This window comes from Anaerococcus sp. AH8042_DFU013_CI05, assembly GCF_047936775.1.
Classification (GTDB): Bacteria; Bacillota; Clostridia; order Tissierellales; family Peptoniphilaceae; genus Anaerococcus.
In genome coordinates this window covers 605153-624723 of record NZ_CP175954.1, presented here as the reverse complement: position 1 = coordinate 624723, position 19571 = coordinate 605153, and the positions used below count along the sequence as shown (strand labels likewise).

At 29.7% G+C, this 19571-nt stretch carries 14 protein-coding genes; 8 read left to right on the top strand and 6 right to left on the bottom strand.

All coding sequences use genetic code 11. The features are described from left to right. Window position 1 precedes the first annotated feature (1 nt). From priA to ACKRLN_RS03325, 8 genes are all read left to right on the top strand, one after another. Window positions 2–2371, top strand: coding sequence for a primosomal protein N' (gene priA / locus ACKRLN_RS03360; protein ID WP_416335374.1), 2370 nt, complete (start codon window positions 2–4; stop codon window positions 2369–2371). A 9-nt stretch (window positions 2372–2380) separates the two neighbouring features. Further along, window positions 2381–3745, top strand: a complete 1365-nt coding sequence (gene ftsY / locus ACKRLN_RS03355) for a signal recognition particle-docking protein FtsY (protein ID WP_416335252.1) — start codon at window positions 2381–2383, stop codon at window positions 3743–3745. A 137-nt stretch (window positions 3746–3882) separates the two neighbouring features. Next, a complete protein-coding gene (gene rpsB / locus ACKRLN_RS03350; protein ID WP_416335251.1) occupies window positions 3883–4734 on the top strand; it encodes a 30S ribosomal protein S2 in 852 nt (283 codons plus the stop codon). 11 nt (window positions 4735–4745) lie between these two features. Further along, entirely contained in the window at window positions 4746–5414 is a 669-nt protein-coding gene (gene tsf / locus ACKRLN_RS03345; protein WP_203126560.1) for a translation elongation factor Ts, read from the top strand. A 96-nt stretch (window positions 5415–5510) separates the two neighbouring features. Further along, window positions 5511–7247 (top strand): ABC transporter ATP-binding protein, encoded by a 1737-nt coding sequence (locus ACKRLN_RS03340; protein WP_416335250.1) that lies wholly within the window; start codon window positions 5511–5513, stop codon window positions 7245–7247. Beyond that, window positions 7240–8988 (top strand): ABC transporter ATP-binding protein, encoded by a 1749-nt coding sequence (locus ACKRLN_RS03335; protein ID WP_203126556.1) that lies wholly within the window; start codon window positions 7240–7242, stop codon window positions 8986–8988. The genes ACKRLN_RS03340 and ACKRLN_RS03335 overlap by 8 nt, the downstream gene beginning before the upstream one ends. Window positions 8989–9094: 106 nt before the next feature. Continuing rightward, complete coding sequence (gene rny / locus ACKRLN_RS03330; protein ID WP_416335249.1) at window positions 9095–10636, top strand: ribonuclease Y; 1542 nt, start codon at window positions 9095–9097, stop codon at window positions 10634–10636. Between the two features lie 301 nt (window positions 10637–10937). Continuing rightward, window positions 10938–11924: a tyrosine recombinase XerC gene (locus ACKRLN_RS03325; protein ID WP_203126552.1), complete on the top strand. Its 987-nt coding sequence runs from the start codon at window positions 10938–10940 to the stop codon at window positions 11922–11924. Window positions 11925–11936: 12 nt separating this feature from the next. Here the strand turns inward: ACKRLN_RS03325 and ACKRLN_RS03320 are convergent, their stop codons facing one another. Genes ACKRLN_RS03320 through dut form a run of 6 tightly spaced genes read right to left on the bottom strand, consistent with a single transcriptional unit; the run spans window position 11937 to window position 19571 of the window. Then, window positions 11937–13214, bottom strand: coding sequence for an aminotransferase class I/II-fold pyridoxal phosphate-dependent enzyme (locus tag ACKRLN_RS03320; RefSeq protein ID WP_416335248.1), 1278 nt, complete (start codon window positions 13212–13214; stop codon window positions 11937–11939). After that, window positions 13204–14151, bottom strand: a complete 948-nt coding sequence (gene miaA / locus ACKRLN_RS03315) for a tRNA (adenosine(37)-N6)-dimethylallyltransferase MiaA (RefSeq protein ID WP_416335247.1) — start codon at window positions 14149–14151, stop codon at window positions 13204–13206. Before miaA ends, ACKRLN_RS03320 begins: the two co-directional genes overlap by 11 nt. Next, entirely contained in the window at window positions 14141–15934 is a 1794-nt protein-coding gene (gene mutL / locus ACKRLN_RS03310) for a DNA mismatch repair endonuclease MutL (protein ID WP_416335246.1), read from the bottom strand. Before mutL ends, miaA begins: the two co-directional genes overlap by 11 nt. Then, on the bottom strand, window positions 15934–18543 hold the full coding sequence (gene mutS / locus ACKRLN_RS03305; RefSeq protein WP_416335245.1) for a DNA mismatch repair protein MutS: 2610 nt from the start codon (window positions 18541–18543) through the stop codon (window positions 15934–15936). Before mutS ends, mutL begins: the two co-directional genes overlap by 1 nt. Before the next feature lie 60 nt (window positions 18544–18603). Next, window positions 18604–19140, bottom strand: coding sequence for a hypothetical protein (locus ACKRLN_RS03300; protein WP_203126544.1), 537 nt, complete (start codon window positions 19138–19140; stop codon window positions 18604–18606). Beyond that, window positions 19140–19571 carry a dUTP diphosphatase gene (gene dut, locus ACKRLN_RS03295; protein WP_203126543.1) on the bottom strand — a complete coding sequence of 144 codons (432 nt, stop codon included), beginning with the start codon at window positions 19569–19571 and terminating at the stop codon, window positions 19140–19142. The genes ACKRLN_RS03300 and dut overlap by 1 nt, the downstream gene beginning before the upstream one ends.

Genomic DNA, 19571 nt, shown 5'->3' with positions numbered 1-19571 from the left:
TATTATTTACGCAAAAGTAATAATTGATAGCAAAAGTAGATTTTTAAATCGTAGCTTTACCTATCATATACCAGAAAAATTTAATAATAAAATAGACATAGCAATGAGAGTTATAGTTCCTTTTGGCAGGGGAAACAAAACTAGCGTTGCTTTTGTTTATGAGATGATTGAAGATATAGATGTTGATTATGAAATAAAGGATATTTTAAAAATCATCGATGATAAAAGGCTAATTTCAGATGAGTTAATGGATTTAGCCTTTTTTATGAGCGAAACTTACATGTCCCCAATCCAAGCGTCATTAAAACAGGTAATGCCACCAACCGATATTAAAAATATAAAAACTTTCTATTATTCAAAATCTGATGAAGATTCTAAAATTTTAAATTTCTTAAAAAAAAGCAAGACCATGGCGGAGATCACTAATAATTTTGGTGAAATTAAGGAACAAATATTTAATCTAGTTGATGAAGGTAAAATTGGAATTTCGTACGATATAAAAAACACTCAAAATGTTCGATATGATGAGTTTGTATTTTTAACTGGTAAGAATATTTCCTTAAATGCAAATGCAAGTAAGCAAATGGCTATAATTGATTATCTAAGAAAACATGGTGAAAGCAATATTCTTAAGGTATTAAAAGATACACAAGCAGCAAAATCTAGCTTAAATGCTTTGATTAAAAAAGGAATAGTTGAAATTATAAAACGCGAATCAAAAAAAGAAATTACCAGCATTTATAATAAATATAAGAAGTTCACCCTAAATGATGAGCAGCTATCAGCTTTTAAAAAAATAAAATCAAATCCTGCTGGCCATTTTTTACTGTTTGGTGTTACTGGATCAGGTAAGACAGAAATATTTTTACAAATAGTAGAAGAAATAATTAACCAGGGCAAAGAAGCAATAATACTCGTTCCGGAAATATCCCTAACTCCTCAAACAATTGAAAGATTTAAAGGGCGTTTTGATGAAAAAATCGCAATAATTCATTCTAGACTTACTCCAAGCGAAAGATTTGATCAATGGCGAATGATAAATAATGGCGAAGTAAAGATTGCGATCGGTGCAAGATCTGCCATATTTGCACCATTTAAAAATTTAGGAATAATAATTATAGATGAAGAACATGATAACTCATACATTTCATCACAAGATCCCAAATATCATACCGATGAGATAGCTAAATTTAGAGCTAATTACAATAATTGCAATTTGATATTAGCTTCAGCTACTCCATCAATAAATACCATGAGTAGAACTCAAAATGGGGAATATGAAATAATCCATTTACACAAAAGAGTAAATAACAATCTACCAGATATAGAAGTTATAGACCTGAAAGATGAGCTTAAAAATTCTAATTATTCAGTACTTAGCTATAAATTACAAGAAGAAATAAGAAATAATCTAGAAAAAAAAGAGCAAACTATCCTATTTCTAAATAAAATAGGTCATAATTCTTATACCTTTTGTAGGACTTGCGGTTATGTTATAAAATGTGAAGCTTGTGATGTGGCAATGACCTATCATAAAAATATTGATAAATTAATTTGTCACTATTGCGGAAGAACCAAAAATCAACCTAATGTTTGTCCAAATTGCCATTCTAAAAAAATTAAGGAATTTGGTGCTGGAACAGAAAAATTAGAAGAGGAAGTAAGACGTTTATTTCCACAAGCAAATATTATGCGTATGGATAGTATGAAAGCCACAAGCAAATCAACCTATGAGAAAATGTATGAAGGTATGAAAAACAATAAAATTGATATCCTATTAGGAACGCAAATGATTGCAAAAGGTTTGGATTTTAAAAATGTGACTCTTGTTGGAATTATTTCCGCTGACCTAAGTTTAAATGTAGGAGATTTTAGGTCTCAAGAAAATACTTTTCAATTACTAACTCAAGTCGCTGGTAGAAGTGGTAGAGATAAGAAAAAAGGAAAAGTGATTATACAAACCTATAGGCCCGATAATTTCGTTATTCAAGCTGTAAAAAATAGTGACTATGCTAATTATTACAAAAATGAATTGATTGAAAGAAGTGCTTTTTCGTATCCACCTTATAAAAATATAATTACAATAAAAATTATTGATACCGATAGAATTAATACAATTGATATATCAAGGAAATTTACTACAATGTTAAGAAATGAACTTATGGCTTTAGATCAAGTAGAAATAATAGGTCCAAATCCTTGTAAAATATCGAGAATAAACAATAAACATAGGTATAATATTATTATAAAAGTTGGGAATAAAGATTTGGATTTTGTACGAGATACTGTAAATAAATTGCGAAATGAATTTATAAATAAATATAAGCAAACAAGTTTTATTCCAGCCTTAAATCCTACGAATATAAATTAAGGAGCAAAAATGTTTGATTTTTTTAAAAAAAAGAAAAAAGATGACGAAGCTAGAGAAGAGAATTTAGACGAAAATTATGAAGATAATTATTTTGAAGAGAAAAATAATTTATCCGATGATGAGTTTTATATGGAAAACCATCAAGGAGAAGTTGATGATAGACCAGCCGATGAAAATAATGAGGAAAAACTAGTTTTTGAGCCATCAGCTTCCACCGAATCAGATAAAGACTCTTATTCTAAATTAGATAAAGATGATGGATATAGTTTTGAAGATAGACCTGTATCTGATGAACCGATTTATTTTGATAATACTAATTCTGAATATGATGAAAATTTAAATTATAATTACGAAGATGATAACTACTCCGAAGACTTATCTTATGATTATGATCAAGACCAAGAATCTTATCCTGAGGAAGATTACACAGAAAATCTTAATGAGTCTAATGAAGAAAAGCTAGGATTTTTTGACAGATTAAAAGAAGGACTAATCAAAACTCGTGATCAATTTTCTTCACAAATAAAAAATTTATTTACTGCAAATGTTAAAATAGATGATGACCTTTATGAAGAACTGGAGGAAATCTTAATATCTTCTGATATAGGTATGGATTCTACTTTAGATATAGTGGATAATTTGCGTGATGAAATAAAAAGACAAAGTATAAAAGATTCTGACCAAATATATCCAGTTCTAAAAGAGATAATGGTAAATAAACTAGATGAAAATAATCTAAACAATAACTTAAATATCGTACCAAATGAACTAGCTATTGTACTTGTAATAGGGGTTAATGGTGTTGGTAAAACAACTACTATAGGAAAGCTTGCTCATAGCTTACAAAAAGATGGTAAATCTGTAATGTTTGCTGCTGCTGATACATTTAGGGCAGCGGCTATTGAACAGCTTGGAGAATGGGCTGATAAATCTAATGTTGAAATGATAGCCCATAGCGAGGGAGCAGATCCATCTGCAGTAATATTTGATGCTATAAAATCTGCTAAGAGTAAAAATGTAGACGTTTTGATTTGTGATACAGCAGGGCGTCTTCACAATAAGAAAAACTTGATGAAAGAGTTAGAAAAGATAAACAAAACAATTGATACCCATGCTGGTAGTGCAACGCGTGAAAACATCTTAGTTTTAGATGCAACAACAGGTCAAAATGCAGTAAATCAGTTAAGAGAATTTAAAAATGTTACAGATATTTCAGGTCTAATACTTACAAAACTTGATGGTACAGCCAAGGGAGGAATAATATTCCCATTACAAGTAGAACTTGATGTACCTGTAAAATATATAGGACTTGGTGAGGGAATCGATAATCTAGAAAAATTTGACTCAGAATCTTTTGTAGAAGCTATGTTTTAGTATTGATATTTTAATAAGTCTATAGTAAAATATTACAGTACTACAAAAATATACACACACTCGGATGGACATTTCGTTGCCAATTGTGGTTAAATGTTCAAAAGAAGAGCGTGGAAGAAGAAAACGGAGGAATATATATGGCAGTAGTTTCAATGAAAAAATTACTAGAAGCTGGTGTACACTTTGGACACCAAACAAGAAGATGGAACCCTAAAATGGCTAGATACATCTTCACAGAAAGAAATGGTATCTATATTATCGATTTACAAAAAACAGCAACTCAAATTGAGGATGCTTATGCGATGATTAGAGACATAGTAGCAGACGGCGGAGATGTTTTATTTGTAGGAACTAAAAAACAAGCTCAAGATGCTATCGAACAAGAAGCAAAAAGATCTGGCCAATACTACGTATCTAACAGATGGTTAGGTGGTATGTTAACAAACTTTAACACAATCAGAAAAAGTGTTGAAAAACTAAAAAGATATGAACAAATGGAAGAAGATGGAACATTTGATCTTCTACCTAAAAAAGAAGTACTACAATACCAAAAAGAAATGGATAAATTAGAAAAAAACCTTGGCGGTATTAAAGATATGGAAAAACTTCCTGATGTACTATTCGTTGTTGATCCAGGTGAAGAATCAATCGCAATTCACGAAGCTCACATTCTAGGTATTCCAGTTGTAGCAATTGTAGATACAAACTGTGACCCAGATGAAGTTGACTTAGCTATCCCAGGTAACGATGATGCTATCCGTGCAGTAAAACTTATTACAACAGTAATCGCTGATGCAGTTGTAGAAGCAAATCAAGGAAGCGAATTTGATCCATCTGAAGAAGATTTCATCCCTACAGATGATGATGAAGAAACTTCAGTAGAAAGTGAAGAAAAAGCTGAGGAAGAAGCTCCTCTATCAAACGAAGAATTAGAAAATGCAGCAGAAGAAATCGAAACATCTGCTCACGAAGAAACAGAAGAAAATTAAGGAGAAATAAGATGGCAGTAAGTGCAAGTTTAGTAAAAGAATTAAGAGAAATGACAGGCGCTGGAATGATGGACTGCAAAAAAGCCTTAGAAGAATCTAATGGTGATATCGATGCAGCTGTAAAACTTTTAAAAGAAAAAGGACAAGCTACATTAGATAAAAAAGCAGGACGCGTTGCAGCTGAAGGTGTTATTGGTTCATACATTCACAACAACAAAATTGGAGTTATTGTAGAAATTAATACAGAAACAGACTTTTCTGCAAATACCGATTCAGTAAAAGACTTTGCAAGAGACCTTGCTATGCACATAGCTGCAGCAAATCCTTTATATATTTCTGAAGAAGATGCAGACGAAAATGATATAGCTGAACAAAGAGAAATCTTAGTAAATCAAGCAATTAATGAAGCTTCAGCAGATATGCCAGAAGATAAGAAAAAAATGATTGCTGAGAAAAAAGTTGAAGGTAGACTTAAAAAATATCTTTCAGAAGTATGCCTATTAGATCAACCATATATCAAAAACCCAGACCAAACAGTAGAAGAACTTCTAAGAGAAGTAGCAAGCAAAGTTGGAGAAAACATCAAAATCAGAAGATTTGCTAGATTCGAAGTTGGTGAAGGAATTGAGAAAAAAGAAGAAGATTTCGCATCAGAAGTAGCATCACAAATGAATGCATAATTAAATTTGAATCTTAGATTTAAATTATAATTAGAAACATAAATAGTCAGTTTTTTACTGGCTATTTTTTAATAAAAATTTTTAAAAGGAATTTATATGTTCAAGAATTTTTCTTGGTTTTTCAAGTATGCTAAAAGAAATTATATAATTGGATCTATTTCTTTAGTACTAAGTGACATTATCTCTCTTTTTTTACCATATGTTACAGGTAAAATAATTGATCTTGTATATACTGGGAATTTAACTATGGATAAATTTATCCAAATGATTGCCATCTCTTTTATACTAATAATTCTAAAGTATGTTACAGCAATAGGCTGGTCATTCAATATATTTAAAGCATCAGCTTTAATGGAGTATACATCTCGTGATATGCTGATGAGTAAATTTTTAAAACAGTCTCAGCGATTTTTTGAAAATAATCCTACTGGATCACTTATGAGTAAATCTACTCAAGATGTTAGCCAAGTAGCACAATTTGCAGGTTTCGGATTGTTAGCGTTTTTTGATGCTGCACTTTTTCCAATTTTTATAGTTGCTATGATGGTAATCACTATAGATTTTAAAATGACAATTTATGCAGTGCTACCTTTCATAGCTCTTGGTTTTGGCCTTACTCGTATTATGAAAAAAATTTATAAAAGAAGTAAGGAGGTAAACAAATCATTTGATGATTTGACTGATGAAGTCTTAGAGGATGTGCAGGGAATTAGAATCATACGAGTTTATAATATTGGTAACTTGCGTGAACAAAGGTTTAACAAAAAAGCTCGTGAACTAGCAAATAACAACGTAGATCTTGAAAGAGTTAGAGCGATAATTGAGCCTTTTGAAAGGGTTTTAACATCTCTATCATATGTAATAGCAGTGGGTTATGGATCTTATTTGATTTCTAAAGGGGCACTTAGCGTAGGCAAACTAGTATCATTTACTTATTATTTAAATATGCTTATCTGGCCTATGTTTGCAGTTGGTGAGTTTTTAAATCTGCACCAACAAGCAAGTGCAGCAATGGATAGAATACTAGAAATTTTAAATTATAAAGAAGAAATTAAAATTTCCGATAATAAAAAAGTTGTAGATGACCCTCTGGATATCACCTTTGTTAATCATTCCTACAAATATCCATCTAGTAATGAATTGGCATTAAATAATCTCAATTTGAATATTAAAAATGGATCTTCTATCGGTATTATAGGAAAAACTGGAAGTGGAAAAACAACACTAATCAGACAATTATTAGATATATACAAGGTTGATAAAGATTCAATTATAATTGGAACCGATTATTTTAACGAAGTTTCTGCTAAATCTTTTAAAGATAAGATTGGTTATGTACCACAAAGACACATGATATTTTCAGATACCATTTTAAATAATATCAAGTTTTCAAATCCATATGCAAAAGATGAGGAAGTAAAAAAAGCTATTGAAATTGCTGATTTTACTAAAGATGTTAATGAATTTTCTGATGGACTAGGTACTCTTACTGGTGAAAAGGGTGTATCTCTATCTGGAGGACAAAAACAAAGATTAGCTATTGCTAGGGCAGTTTTATCTAATCCACAAATTTTAATTCTAGATGATGCAATGAGTGCGGTTGATGCTAATACTGAACAAAATATCATTAATAATTTAATAAAAATTAGAGAGGATAAAACTACAATCATTATCGCTCACAGAATAAGTCAAGTGCAAAATTGTGATCAAATAATTGTATTAAATGAGGGAAAAATTGTAGATCAGGGCAATCATCAATCACTAATGAGCAGAGATACTTGGTATAAGAAACAATATGAAAATCAGATAAGTGGAGGTAGTTTAAATGATTAAAAGGGACAACTTTTCTTTAAACTTGTTAAAATCCTATGCAAAGAAACAACAAACTGCTTTTATAAAAGGTTTTTTATTTTCATTTTCTAGAACAATATTAGAAATAATATCTCCACTTATTATAGGATATTTGATTAATAATGTTATAAAAGAAGGTATGGATAATGAATCTATAAAAATAATTATTTGGCTATTAATCATTTATTTTTTAGTAAATGCTCTTGCGGGTTTCTTTTTAAATAAAACTTTTATTTCGTTTGAGGTAGCTGCTAACAATGTAGCTTTTGATATTCAAAATGATGTTTATAAAAAAGTTAATTCTTTTCCTATTTCTTATTTTGATAACCTTCCTGCTGGTAAAATTTCATCTAGGATAACAAATGATACTAATAAAGTAAAAAATATGTTTAGATTAATTTTTTCAGATATTGTTACAGCATTTATACTAATAGTTGGACTTATTGTTGTAATTTTTGCAACTAATCCAATCGCTGGATTAATGCTTCTTATCCTATCACCATTAGTATATATTATTACAAAATCATATACTGGATATACACGAAAATATACTGGTGAGATTAGAAAAAGTACTTCAGAAATTAATGCTAAAATTAATGAGTACATTCAAAATATGGAACTAATTCAAGTTTATAACAAGGAAAATTATATAAAAGATAAATTTAATGAGACAAATAATCATATATTTTCTGAGGCTAAAAAACTTGCAAAACTTAGATCATATTCTGGATTTAGAGCTATGGACATAGTTTCTTATATAGCTTCAATTATTATTTTAATATATTTTGGTCTTGGTCAATTAACACAATGGTATGAAGTAAGTATTGGTAGTCTTTATGTTATTTTTGATTATACAACTAGACTTTTTGACGAAATACGTTTTTCTATTATGAGATTTGGTGAAGTCCAAGAATCAATTGCATCAGCAAATCATATATTTGAATTACTAAAACTAGATTCTCAAGAAGAGCTTACTGATAGTATTAATAGCATAGATGAAGAGATTATTTTTGATAATGTTAGGTTTTCATATATAGAAGGTGAAGAAGTTATAAAAGGTATGTCTTTTAAAGTTGATAAAGGAGAATCAATAGCTTTTGTGGGCCAAACAGGGTCTGGAAAATCCACCCTTATAAACTTGTTACTTAACTTTTATAAAACTGATAGTGGTAAAATTACTATTGGTGGCAAAGATATATCAAAAGTAAATAGAGATCAGCTAAGAAAAGATATGGCTGTAGTTTTACAAGATGCTTTCCTATTCAAAGCAGATATAGCACAAAATATAACTTTAGGACTTGATTTTTCTGATGAAGAAATAAAGGAATCGTTAATTGCAGTTGGTGGACAAAGACTTATCGATAAAGGTATTCATAGCGAGGTCTTAGAAAATGGATCCAACTTATCACAGGGTGAAAAACAACTGATTAGTTTTGCTCGTGCTTATATTAGAAATCCTAAAATTTTAATATTAGATGAAGCAACTAGTAATATAGATACTGAAACCGAAACAATAATCCAAGATGGGATTAACAAATTAAAAGAAAATAGAACTACTTTTATAATTGCTCACAGGCTATCTACTATAAAAGATGTTGATAATATAATTGTATTATCATATGGAAAAATAGTGGAATCAGGCAATCATGATACATTAATAGCATCAAATGGTTACTATAAAGAAATGTATGATAAACAAATAAAAGAAAATCAAACTCTTTAGAATAATTCTAAAGAGTTTTTTATTTTCATTATTCGTATAATTATCAATTTATGGTATAATTATAAAGGAATGTATTTTCCAAGAATTTAATAGGAGGTGATAATAAATGGATAATCCAATTGTTATAATCATTACTGTCGCCTTCGTATTGTTAGCTTTTATTTTAGGCTTCCTTTATCAGAAAAAATCTAGTGAAAAAAAGATTGGCGCTGCGGATGAGCTCAGTCGTCAAATCATCGAAGATGCTAATAGGCAAGCAGAAACACTACGTCGTGAAACTCTTGTTGAAGCAAAAGATGAAATATCTAAAATAAAATTAGAAAATGATAAGAAGTTAAGCAAAAGAAGCGATGAACTCGACAAAAAAGAGGCTCGCTTATTTAAAAAAGAAGAAAGTCTTGACAATAGAGCTTTATTGATTGACAAAAAAGCTGATCAAATCTCTAGTGATCAGAAGAGGTTAAAACAAAAAGAAGACAGCATTGATAAACTGATTGAAGAACAACAGTTGAAATTGCAAAATATTGCAGGCCTAACAAATAGTGAAGCTAAAGAAATAATTCTTAATGACGTAAAAAAAGAAACGGTCCACGAAACTGCAAAATTAATTAAAGAAGCTGAAGAAAAGATTAAAGCTGAAAGTAAAAAAATGGCTACAGAAATCCTAGCTACAACAATTCAAAGATATGCAGCAGATCAAGTAGCTGAAAATACAGTTTCAGTAGTAACTTTACCAAATGATGAAATGAAGGGTCGTATAATTGGCCGTGAAGGTAGAAATATCAGAGCCTTCGAACAACTATCAGGCGTAGACTTAATTATAGATGATACTCCAGAAGCGGTTGTAATTTCATCTTTTGAACCAGTACGTAGAGAAATTGCTAAAGTTGCTTTAGAACGATTAATTCAGGATGGTCGTATAAATCCATCTAGGATAGAAGAAACTTTGCAAAAAGCAGAAGATGAAGTGGAACAAAGAATAATCGAAGATGGTGAACAAGCTGTTGAAGCGGCTGGAGTTCGTAATCTTCATCCACAACTTGTAAGACTTGTAGGTAAAATGAAGTTTAGAACAAGTTATGGACAAAATATTATGAAACACTCCGTAGAAGTTGCACAACTTGCAGGAATGCTTGCCGAAGAAATAGGGGCAGATCCTCAAACAGCTCGTCGTAGTGGACTTTTACATGATATTGGTAAATCTATAGACCAAGAGATGGAAGGTACACACGTAGAGTTGGGTATAGAATACGCAACTAGATATGGCGAAAATAAATATGTTATAAACGCCATTCAATCACACCATGGAGAAGTTGAACCAAATTGTGTAGAATCCATTTTGGTACAAACAGCTGATGCTATATCAGCAGCAAGACCAGGTGCACGTCGTGAAAGTTTAGAAAACTATATTAAACGATTAGAAAACTTAGAAGCTATAGCTAATTCTTATGAAGGTATAGATAAATCATTTGCCTTACAAGCGGGTAGAGAACTTAGAATAATGGTTAAGCCAGATAGAATAACAGATGATGAAATGATTGTAATTGCTAGAGAGATTGCAAAACGTATCGAAGAAGAATTAGAATATCCAGGAGAAATTAAAGTAAACGTCTTAAGAGAATCAAATGCAATAGAATATGCAAGATAATTTATTAGAAATACTAATGAACTTTTAAACTAAACTGCCTTAACTGGCAGTTTTTTAATTTAACATAAATAAGTATATTTTAAATATGTAAGACATGTAATTATTAAAGTTTGTTATACGAAGTTTAGGAAAAATTCTAGCAATAATTTTAATTGCTTGAATATTTCTAACGGAGGAGAGAATCGTGTTTATAAATTATTGCACAAAATAATAATTTTGTGCAATAATTGTAAAAAAATTAAATAGAGGTAAGATTATTATATATAAAGTAAAAAACCATTAAAATTAAGGAATTTTTCAAATGTCAAACACAAAACCTATTATACTTACCGATTACTTAAATTATTTAAAATCAATCCGTGGTCTTTCTACCACAACTATTAAAGAATATTCGTATGACTTAGAAGTATTTTTCGAATATCAAATTATTAGAAAATTATATTATGGCGACAAGCAATCTTTTATAAATGATTTTAACCCTTTAGATATAAATAAAGTAATTGACGCAAATTTTTTAGGATTTTTAAATATAACTGATTTTTACTCATATCTTTCTTATTTAGATAATGAAAAAGATGATAATCCTACTACTAGATCCAGAAAAATTTCCGCTCTGCGTTCATTCTATAATTACCTATATCAAGAAATTGAAGTAATTGATAAGAATGTAACAGTTAAACTTAAAAACCCGAAAATAAGCAAAAGACAACCAGTCTACCTCACCTTAGAAGAAACAGAACGTTTATTAAATGTGATAAACACTGAAAAAAACGACTTTCTAAGAGCTCGTGATCTGGCAATAGTATTCACTTTTCTCACAACTGGTATGCGTCTATCAGAACTAGTTAGTATTAATGTCTCAGATATAGAAAATGACCATTTTAAAATAATTGGAAAAGGAAATAAAGAACGCACTATTTACCTTACAGAAAATGCTCTTAAATTAATACACCATTATTTAAGAGTAAGGAAAGAATATTTAAATGACTTATATATAGACGCCCTCTTTATATCTACTCGTAAACAACGAATTTCTAATAGAACTGTTCAATCTACAATAGAAAAATACTTACGAAAAGCAGGCTTTGATACTTCAGTTTATTCAACTCATAAGCTCCGCCATACTGCAGCAACCCTTATGTATAAATACGGTAACGTAGACATTAGAGCTTTAAAAGATATACTTGGTCACACCAGCATTTCTACTACTCAAATTTATACTCATCTTGAAGATGAAGATTTAAAAAAAGCAGTTAATAAAAACCCACTTTCAAATTTAGACATATAAAAACTAGGGTACCTATATGTATCCTAGTTTTTTAAAATTGCTTAAAACGCATTTTAGAGCGTGCTTTCCATGGTAATAATTTAATCCACCTTGCAAATATGCCACATATGGTGCTCTTAGTGGTCCATCAGCAGATAGCTCGGAAGTTGCTCCTTCAACAAATCCACCTGCAGCCATAATTACTGGATCTTCATAACCCGGCATTGGAAATGGTTCTGGAACTAAATTAGAATCAACAGTAGCTGCTTCTTGTATTGATTTACAGAAAGTGATTACCTTTTCAGGATCTTTAAATATAATGGATTGAACAATGTCACTTCTTGGGTCATCAACTTTTGGTATTACATCATAACCAAAATCTTCAAAAACTTTTCCGAATAATAAACCAACTTTTATAGCCTCTTTTACTATATGTGGCGCAAAATATAAACCTTGCAATACATTTCTTGTAGTCCCAAAACTCAAACCTTCATCTTTTCCAATACCCGGTGCAGTCAAAGTGTTTGAACAATACTCTATAAGCTCAGATTTTCCGCATATATAGCCACCTGTTATAGCAATTCCGCCACCTAAATTTTTTATTAAGGATCCTGCCACAATATCAGCTCCAACTTCAATAGGTTCTTTATCTTCTGTAAATTCTCCATAACAATTATCTACAAAAACTATAGTATTAGGATTTACTTTTTTTATTTCTTTTACAGCTTTTTCAATTTCATCAATTGTAAATGCACGTCTTTGAGTATAACCAGTTGACCTTTGTATTAACGCAAGTTTTGTGTCTTTATCAATAATTTTTGGAATATTTTTATAATCTATAAGGTTGTTTTCATCTAATGATAACTTATCATATGAAACACCCTTTGATATTAAATTTCCTTTTTTATCACCTGCAATACCTATAACTTGTTGCATTGTATCATAAGGATCATCAGTAATAGCTACCATTTTGTCCCCATGGTTTAATAGAGCAAATAACACTAATGAAAGCGCATGAGTTCCAGCAACTATACTAGGTCTTACTAAGGCATCTTCTGACTTAAAAATATCTGCAAAAATCTTTTCGACCTTTTCACGTCCGGTATCTGCATATCCGTAGCCTGTAGCAGATATAAAATCTTGGGTATTTAAATTATGTTTATTAAAAGCTTTTAGCACTTTTAATTGGTTAAATTCTGAAATTTTCTCTAAATTATTAAATTCATCACTTAAACTTGTCTCAGCATCTTTAATTATTTCATCAAATGCCGGATTTATATTGTAGTGTTCATATATTTCATTAAAATTCATATGTTTCCTTTATAATGCTGATAATAGTATCAGCGGCATCATTTTTATCAATATTATCCATAATAATTTCATGGGTAAAACCATATTGTAAATAACGTTTCATCCATGTAGTTTGTCTTTTAGCATAGTGTCTAGTATTTTTTTGTATTAAATCGATTAATTCATCTATATCAATCTCATTGCTTATAAAGGGAAATAACTCTTTGTAACCGATTGCGGCCATTGACTGAGAATCTTGATCTAAATTATATTTTTTTATAACTTCGGTAAATTCTTCTATTAAACCTTCGTCAATCATTTTAATAACTCGATTGTTAATTTTTTCATAAATACTAGTTCTATCGTTATAGTTTAAAAAAAATAATATTGGATTAATATCTTTGTTAAGTTCTTTTTCTCCTAAGCGAACTTCTGATGGAGCCTTGCCTGTAACTTCATATATTTCTAAAGCTCTAATTATCCTATTAGTTTCATTTGGATGGTATTTTTTAGCTGTTTTTGGATCGATATCTTCTAATTTGTTATAAAGATACTCATTACCCTTTTCATCTGCTATATACTGTAAATTTTGACGTAGTTTTGGTTTTTGAGAAACTTGACCATAATTCATATCAAATAATATAGAATCAATATAAAATCCTGTTCCCCCAGCAATTATCGGAACTTTTCCTCTGTTATTTATATCTTGAATCAACACATTTGCCCTATTGGAAAAATCCTCTACACTGAAGTTTTCATCTGGATTTATAATATCTAGCAAATGATGTTTTATACCATCAAATTTCTTAGTTTTGTTTGTTCCTATGTCCATATTTTGATAGACTTGTTGACTATCTGCGGATATTATTTCTCCATTGAAGGCCTTCGCTATTTGTATAGCTATATCGCTCTTACCACTAGCAGTAGGACCGGTTATAATTATTACATTATCTGTCAAAATATTTCTCCAAAGTATTTTCATCTAATTCCAAGATCACAGTCTTACCATCATAAGATTTATAAGGGTTATCTAGTTTAAAAATTTGTGCCATAAGCTCTTCTGCTGTCTTTTGATTAATTATGTGTCCCTTTCTAAATGAAGTGTCCTTAACTAATTTATATAGTTTTTTAAAAAAGACTTCATTTTTTTCTCTTAAATCCATATCTATTAAATCTCGAATTAAGTTTTCGTTCTCAGCATCTTCAAATATATGCGGAACAGATCTTACAATTAATTGGCTATTTCCAAAATCTTCTATATCAAAACCTAATGATTTTATAAATACTTTATTAGTTTCATATCGAAGTTTTTCATCAGCTTTTAAATTAATAATCAATGGATTTAATAGTAATTGGGATACAATTGTTGAATCTTCCAAATCTTTTATATATTTGTGAAATTTTATAGATTGATCAGCTCTTCTGTGATCCATGAGATATATTTTATTGTCAGTTGCTTTAAAGACTGAATATCTATCAAATATACTAGTTAAGTATAAAAATGTATTGTCGTTTACAAATGAAGTTTCTTCTACTTTATCTAATTCTATTGTATCCTTGATTGGCGTTTTTAGAGACTTCTTAGTTTCTAAATCTATAGTATTATCAGTATCAAAAAAACTATTATCGGTTTCATATGACGATTTCTCTTCTCTAACTATATTAAATCCGCTATAAGAATCCAAAAGATTTTGATAATTAGTCAAGTCTGGGATAGAATTCTCTTTTTTTTCTAATATTTTTATAGAATTGGGGTTTACATTTTCTCTTAGTGATTGATTAATTGTTTTTTCTATCAAACTTATCAATTTATCTTCGTAATTAAACTTGATAGTTCTTTTGTTAGGATGAACATTAATATCCAAGTTCTTAGGATTTGTATCTAAAAATAAGAAAAATGCTGGAAATCTTCCCTGAGGTATTAGAGATTTATATTCTTTTTCTATTATTTTTGTAATAAGATTGCTATCTATAAGTCTATTATTGACATACAGATATTGTAGATTTCTGCTTCCCCTGTAGTAATTTGATGAAGAAATATATCCGTTTATATGATAAATATCATCTGTACTATCTACTTTTATCAAATTATCCTTAAGATTTTCATCAAGCAACTTAGAAATTCTAATATTCAAAGGTTCATTTGCATTAGTCTTAAACTCTATCCTGTCATCCTTTATATATTTTAAGGAAAGGCCCTCATATCCTATTGCCAAGGAGTACATAAGTTTTGATATAGCATTTGATTCTGCAATATCAGATTTTAGAAATTTCTTTCTTACTGGTACATTGTTAAATAAATTAATTACTTCAATGCTTGTACCATTATTTGTAGCTATAGATGATTCTTTGACACTATTATTCAAAAATTCAAACTTTTTGCCAACAGCATCATCCTCAGTTTTAGAAATTGCTTTTACTTGACTGACAGTAACTATACTTGCAAGTGCCTCACCCCTAAATCCTAATGAGTATATATCATAAAGGTCAGAAAAATCTTTGATTTTAGATGTAGTGTGCTTTTCAAATGCTAAGCGCATTTGATCATTTGCTATTCCCCTGCCATCATCTGTTACACGGATATAAGATTTGCCGCCCTTTTTAATTTCTATGACTATATTTTTTGCATCTGCATCTATTGAATTTTCCACCAATTCTTTAACGACAGAAACAGGAGATTCTATAACTTCACCTGCAGCTATTTGTTCTATTGTTCTATCATCTAATTTTATTATTGGCATTATAATTCATTGATCCTTTCAACTAAAGTGTTTAGTTTATTGATAGCCTCAATAGGTGTAAGTTCATTGATATCGATATTAGCTGATAATTGCTTGATATCATTAATTTTATCATCGTTAATTTCATCTAAGGTATTTTTTATATCCGTAGTCTTATCCAAATTAAATACTTCATCACTATCAAGTTTTTCCATAAATTTTTGTGCATTTGTTATAACTTCATTAGGCAGACCACTTAGTTTTGCTACTTCAATACCGTAGCTGCGATTTGACTTACCTCTTTTTATTTTTCTAAGGAAAACTAGATTGTTATTTTCGTTTAAAATTTCGATCTTAAGATTGACAACATTATCCAGCTCATTTTCCAAAATTGTAAGTTCATGGAAATGGGTTGCGAATACTGTTTTAAATTGCTTTTTCTTTGAGATATATTCTACTAGGGCCATAGCAATACTAAGACCATCATCTGAAGAAGTACCCCTACCTACTTCATCTAATATGACAAATGATTTTGAACTGGCATTTTTTAAAATATTTGACACCTCATTCATTTCAAGCATAAATGTAGATTCACCTTTTGAGATATTATCACTAGCTCCAATTCTAGTAAAAACTTTATCACAAATTCCTATTTTTGCGTAAGATGCAGGAACAAATGACCCCATTTGAGCAAGTATTATAATAATTGCCATTTGTCTCATATAAGTTGATTTCCCAGCCATGTTTGGTCCGGTAATGATTTGAATTATATTATCGTCTTCCCCTATTTCTGTATCATTTGCTATAAACTCATTTTCTTTTAGATTTAACTCAATAACAGGATGTCTACCATTGTTGATAATTATTTCATCATCATTATTTAACTCTGGTCTTACATAATTATTTGAAACTGCTACACGAGCTAGAGTATTAAGTGCATCTATATTTGCTATCATTTTGGCAAGTGATTGTAACATTAAGGTTTGATCTAATATTTCATCTCTTATATTGTTAAATATTTGATATTCTAAGTCATTTACCTTATCCTTTCCACCTAGGATAAGATTTGAAAGTTTTTCAAGGGTTTCAGTTGTGTATCTTTCTTGATTTTTCAAGGTTTGTTTTCTTATATAAGAATCTGGAACCTTGTCGAGATTACTCTTTGTTATTTCAATAGAGTATCCATTATTTTTATTAAATACTATCTTGAAATTTTTTATGCCAGTTTTTTCGCGTTCGCTAATTTCATATTGACTTAGTTTTTCAACAGCGTTAGTTGATTCAGTCCTTAAAATATCTAGATTTTTATTAAAGCCTGTCTTAATAATCCCACCTTCAGTAATAGAAATAGGTGGTTCGTCAACTATTGAATTTTCTAAGATATCCCATAAAGCATTTACTCCAGGAAGATTGATACCTAAATTTTTTATGTTTTCATTATCAATATTTTCTAAATATGATTTTAACTCTGGAATATTTTTTAGAGAATTCTTAAGTGAAATCATATCTCTGGCATTTGCTCTTTTGTATGAAATCTTACCAACCAATCTTTCCAGATCGTAAATATCATCTAGGAAGTTAGAAATATTTTGAGAATCAATTGGGTTTTCAAAGAAATATTCAACTATATCTAGCCTTCTATTTATTTTTTCAATATCAATTAAAGGGCGTTCTAGCCATTCATTTATAATTCTTGAGCCCATTACAGTATCGGCTTGATCTAGAATTTTTAGAACTGTATCATCTTTAGTATTATTATTTAAATTTCTATGAAGTTCTAAATTTGTGCGGGTATTTGCTTCAAGTTCCAAGTAGTTTGATACTTCTAGAACTTCAATATTATTGATATGTTTTAAGTTATCATCATAAAACTCATATATATAATCTAGAAGATTTGCCAAAGATACTATTGATAGTCTTTTATTAGAAATTTTTTTAAAATTATCATCTCCTAGATGGGCTATTATGGTATCAACACTGTTATCATATTGACCATTATCTTCTATGTAATTTATAAATATATTGGCGTTTTGATTTAGATATCTAGAAAGCTCTCTGAGTTTATAATTTCCATTTATAATTATTTCAGATGGATTTATTTTTTCTATCTGATCAATAGCTTGTTTTGCTATGAAATCATCCGATCCTTTTAACTCTATTGTAAATATAGCACCAGTTGATATGTCACAATACGATAAAGATAAACCAAAGTTATTTTGAAAGATTGATAATAGATAATTATTTTCACGATTTTCTAGAGATTCCATATCAGTAATGGTCCCTGGAGTTATCACGCGAGTTATAGCACGTTTTACTAAGCCCTTTGCTTGTTTTGGATCTTCTATCTGATCACACAATGCAACCTTGTATCCCTTTTTCACTAACTTATTTACATAATTATCTATAACATGATGAGGAACACCACACATAGGAGCTTTTTTATCATGACCACATTCTTTTCCTGTTAGGGTTAGTCCTAAAGCCTTGCTGGTTATAATAGCATCGTCAAAGAATGTTTCATAAAAATCCCCTACCCTATAAAGTAGTAAGGCATCTTTAAAACTATTTTTGACATCTATATAATGTTTTAGCATTGGTGTTAACTTTTCATATGTAAAATTATCTTTCATAGTATTTCCTCTTCTATCTAACATTATACCATAAAAAAAGCCCACCCTCGGGGTGAGCAATTACTCAATATCAATGGTTTTAACATTTCTAACCCAAGATGCAGATGAGTCTGCACTTGTATCTATTAATAACATTTTTCCATTACGTTGATTTAAATCAAAAACTGGTGATCCATCTATTTTATAAACTAAATACACTCTTTCAGGCTCAAGAGCTGCTGACATTGAAAGACGCTTTTGATTGCCATCATTATCTTCTATTAGCATTACTGCTCTATCTTTTAAATTAATATTTAGGTTTCCTATAATTTTATCAATAGAAACTCCCTCGATATCCACTTTTTCAAGTCCATTATTAATACTAATTGTTTTTTTCTCCCCACCTGATTTTCTAATTTCTTTTAATGTTAAAGAATCTAGCTGATCTCCATTTCCCTTTACAATTAAAATTTCATTATCATATTTTGCAATGGCACTTTCTATATTTTTTTTGTGTATGAATGCTGCAATTAAGATAATCGATAATATTGCTACAATAGAGATTATAATTCTATACTTATTTTTCTTTAACTTTCTATTTACTTTTCTTCTATCCATTATCTACCAGTGGAACCAAATCCACCCTCACCCCTATCGGATTCATCTAAACTATCAACTTTTTCAATTTCAAATTGTTGATATGGTTGTATTACAAGTTGTGCTAAACGATCACCATTTTTAATTATTTGAGTCTCTTCTCCATAATTATAAAAGTAAATCATGATCTCACCCCTATAATCAGAATCAATAACTCCTATTGTGTTAGCAAGCATTAATTTTCTTTTTACACCTGTAGATGAACGTGGGTACACTGCACCAAAATAACCTTTTGGAATTTGAACTTTTAAATTTGTATCAATTTTGACAGTCTCTTTTGGTTTTATTTCTATATCTTCTTTAGTTGAACAATATAAATCAATTCCTGCAGCTTCTGATGTAGCATATTGTGGTATTATATTTTCAGTTACAATTTTTAATTTTTTTGTCAT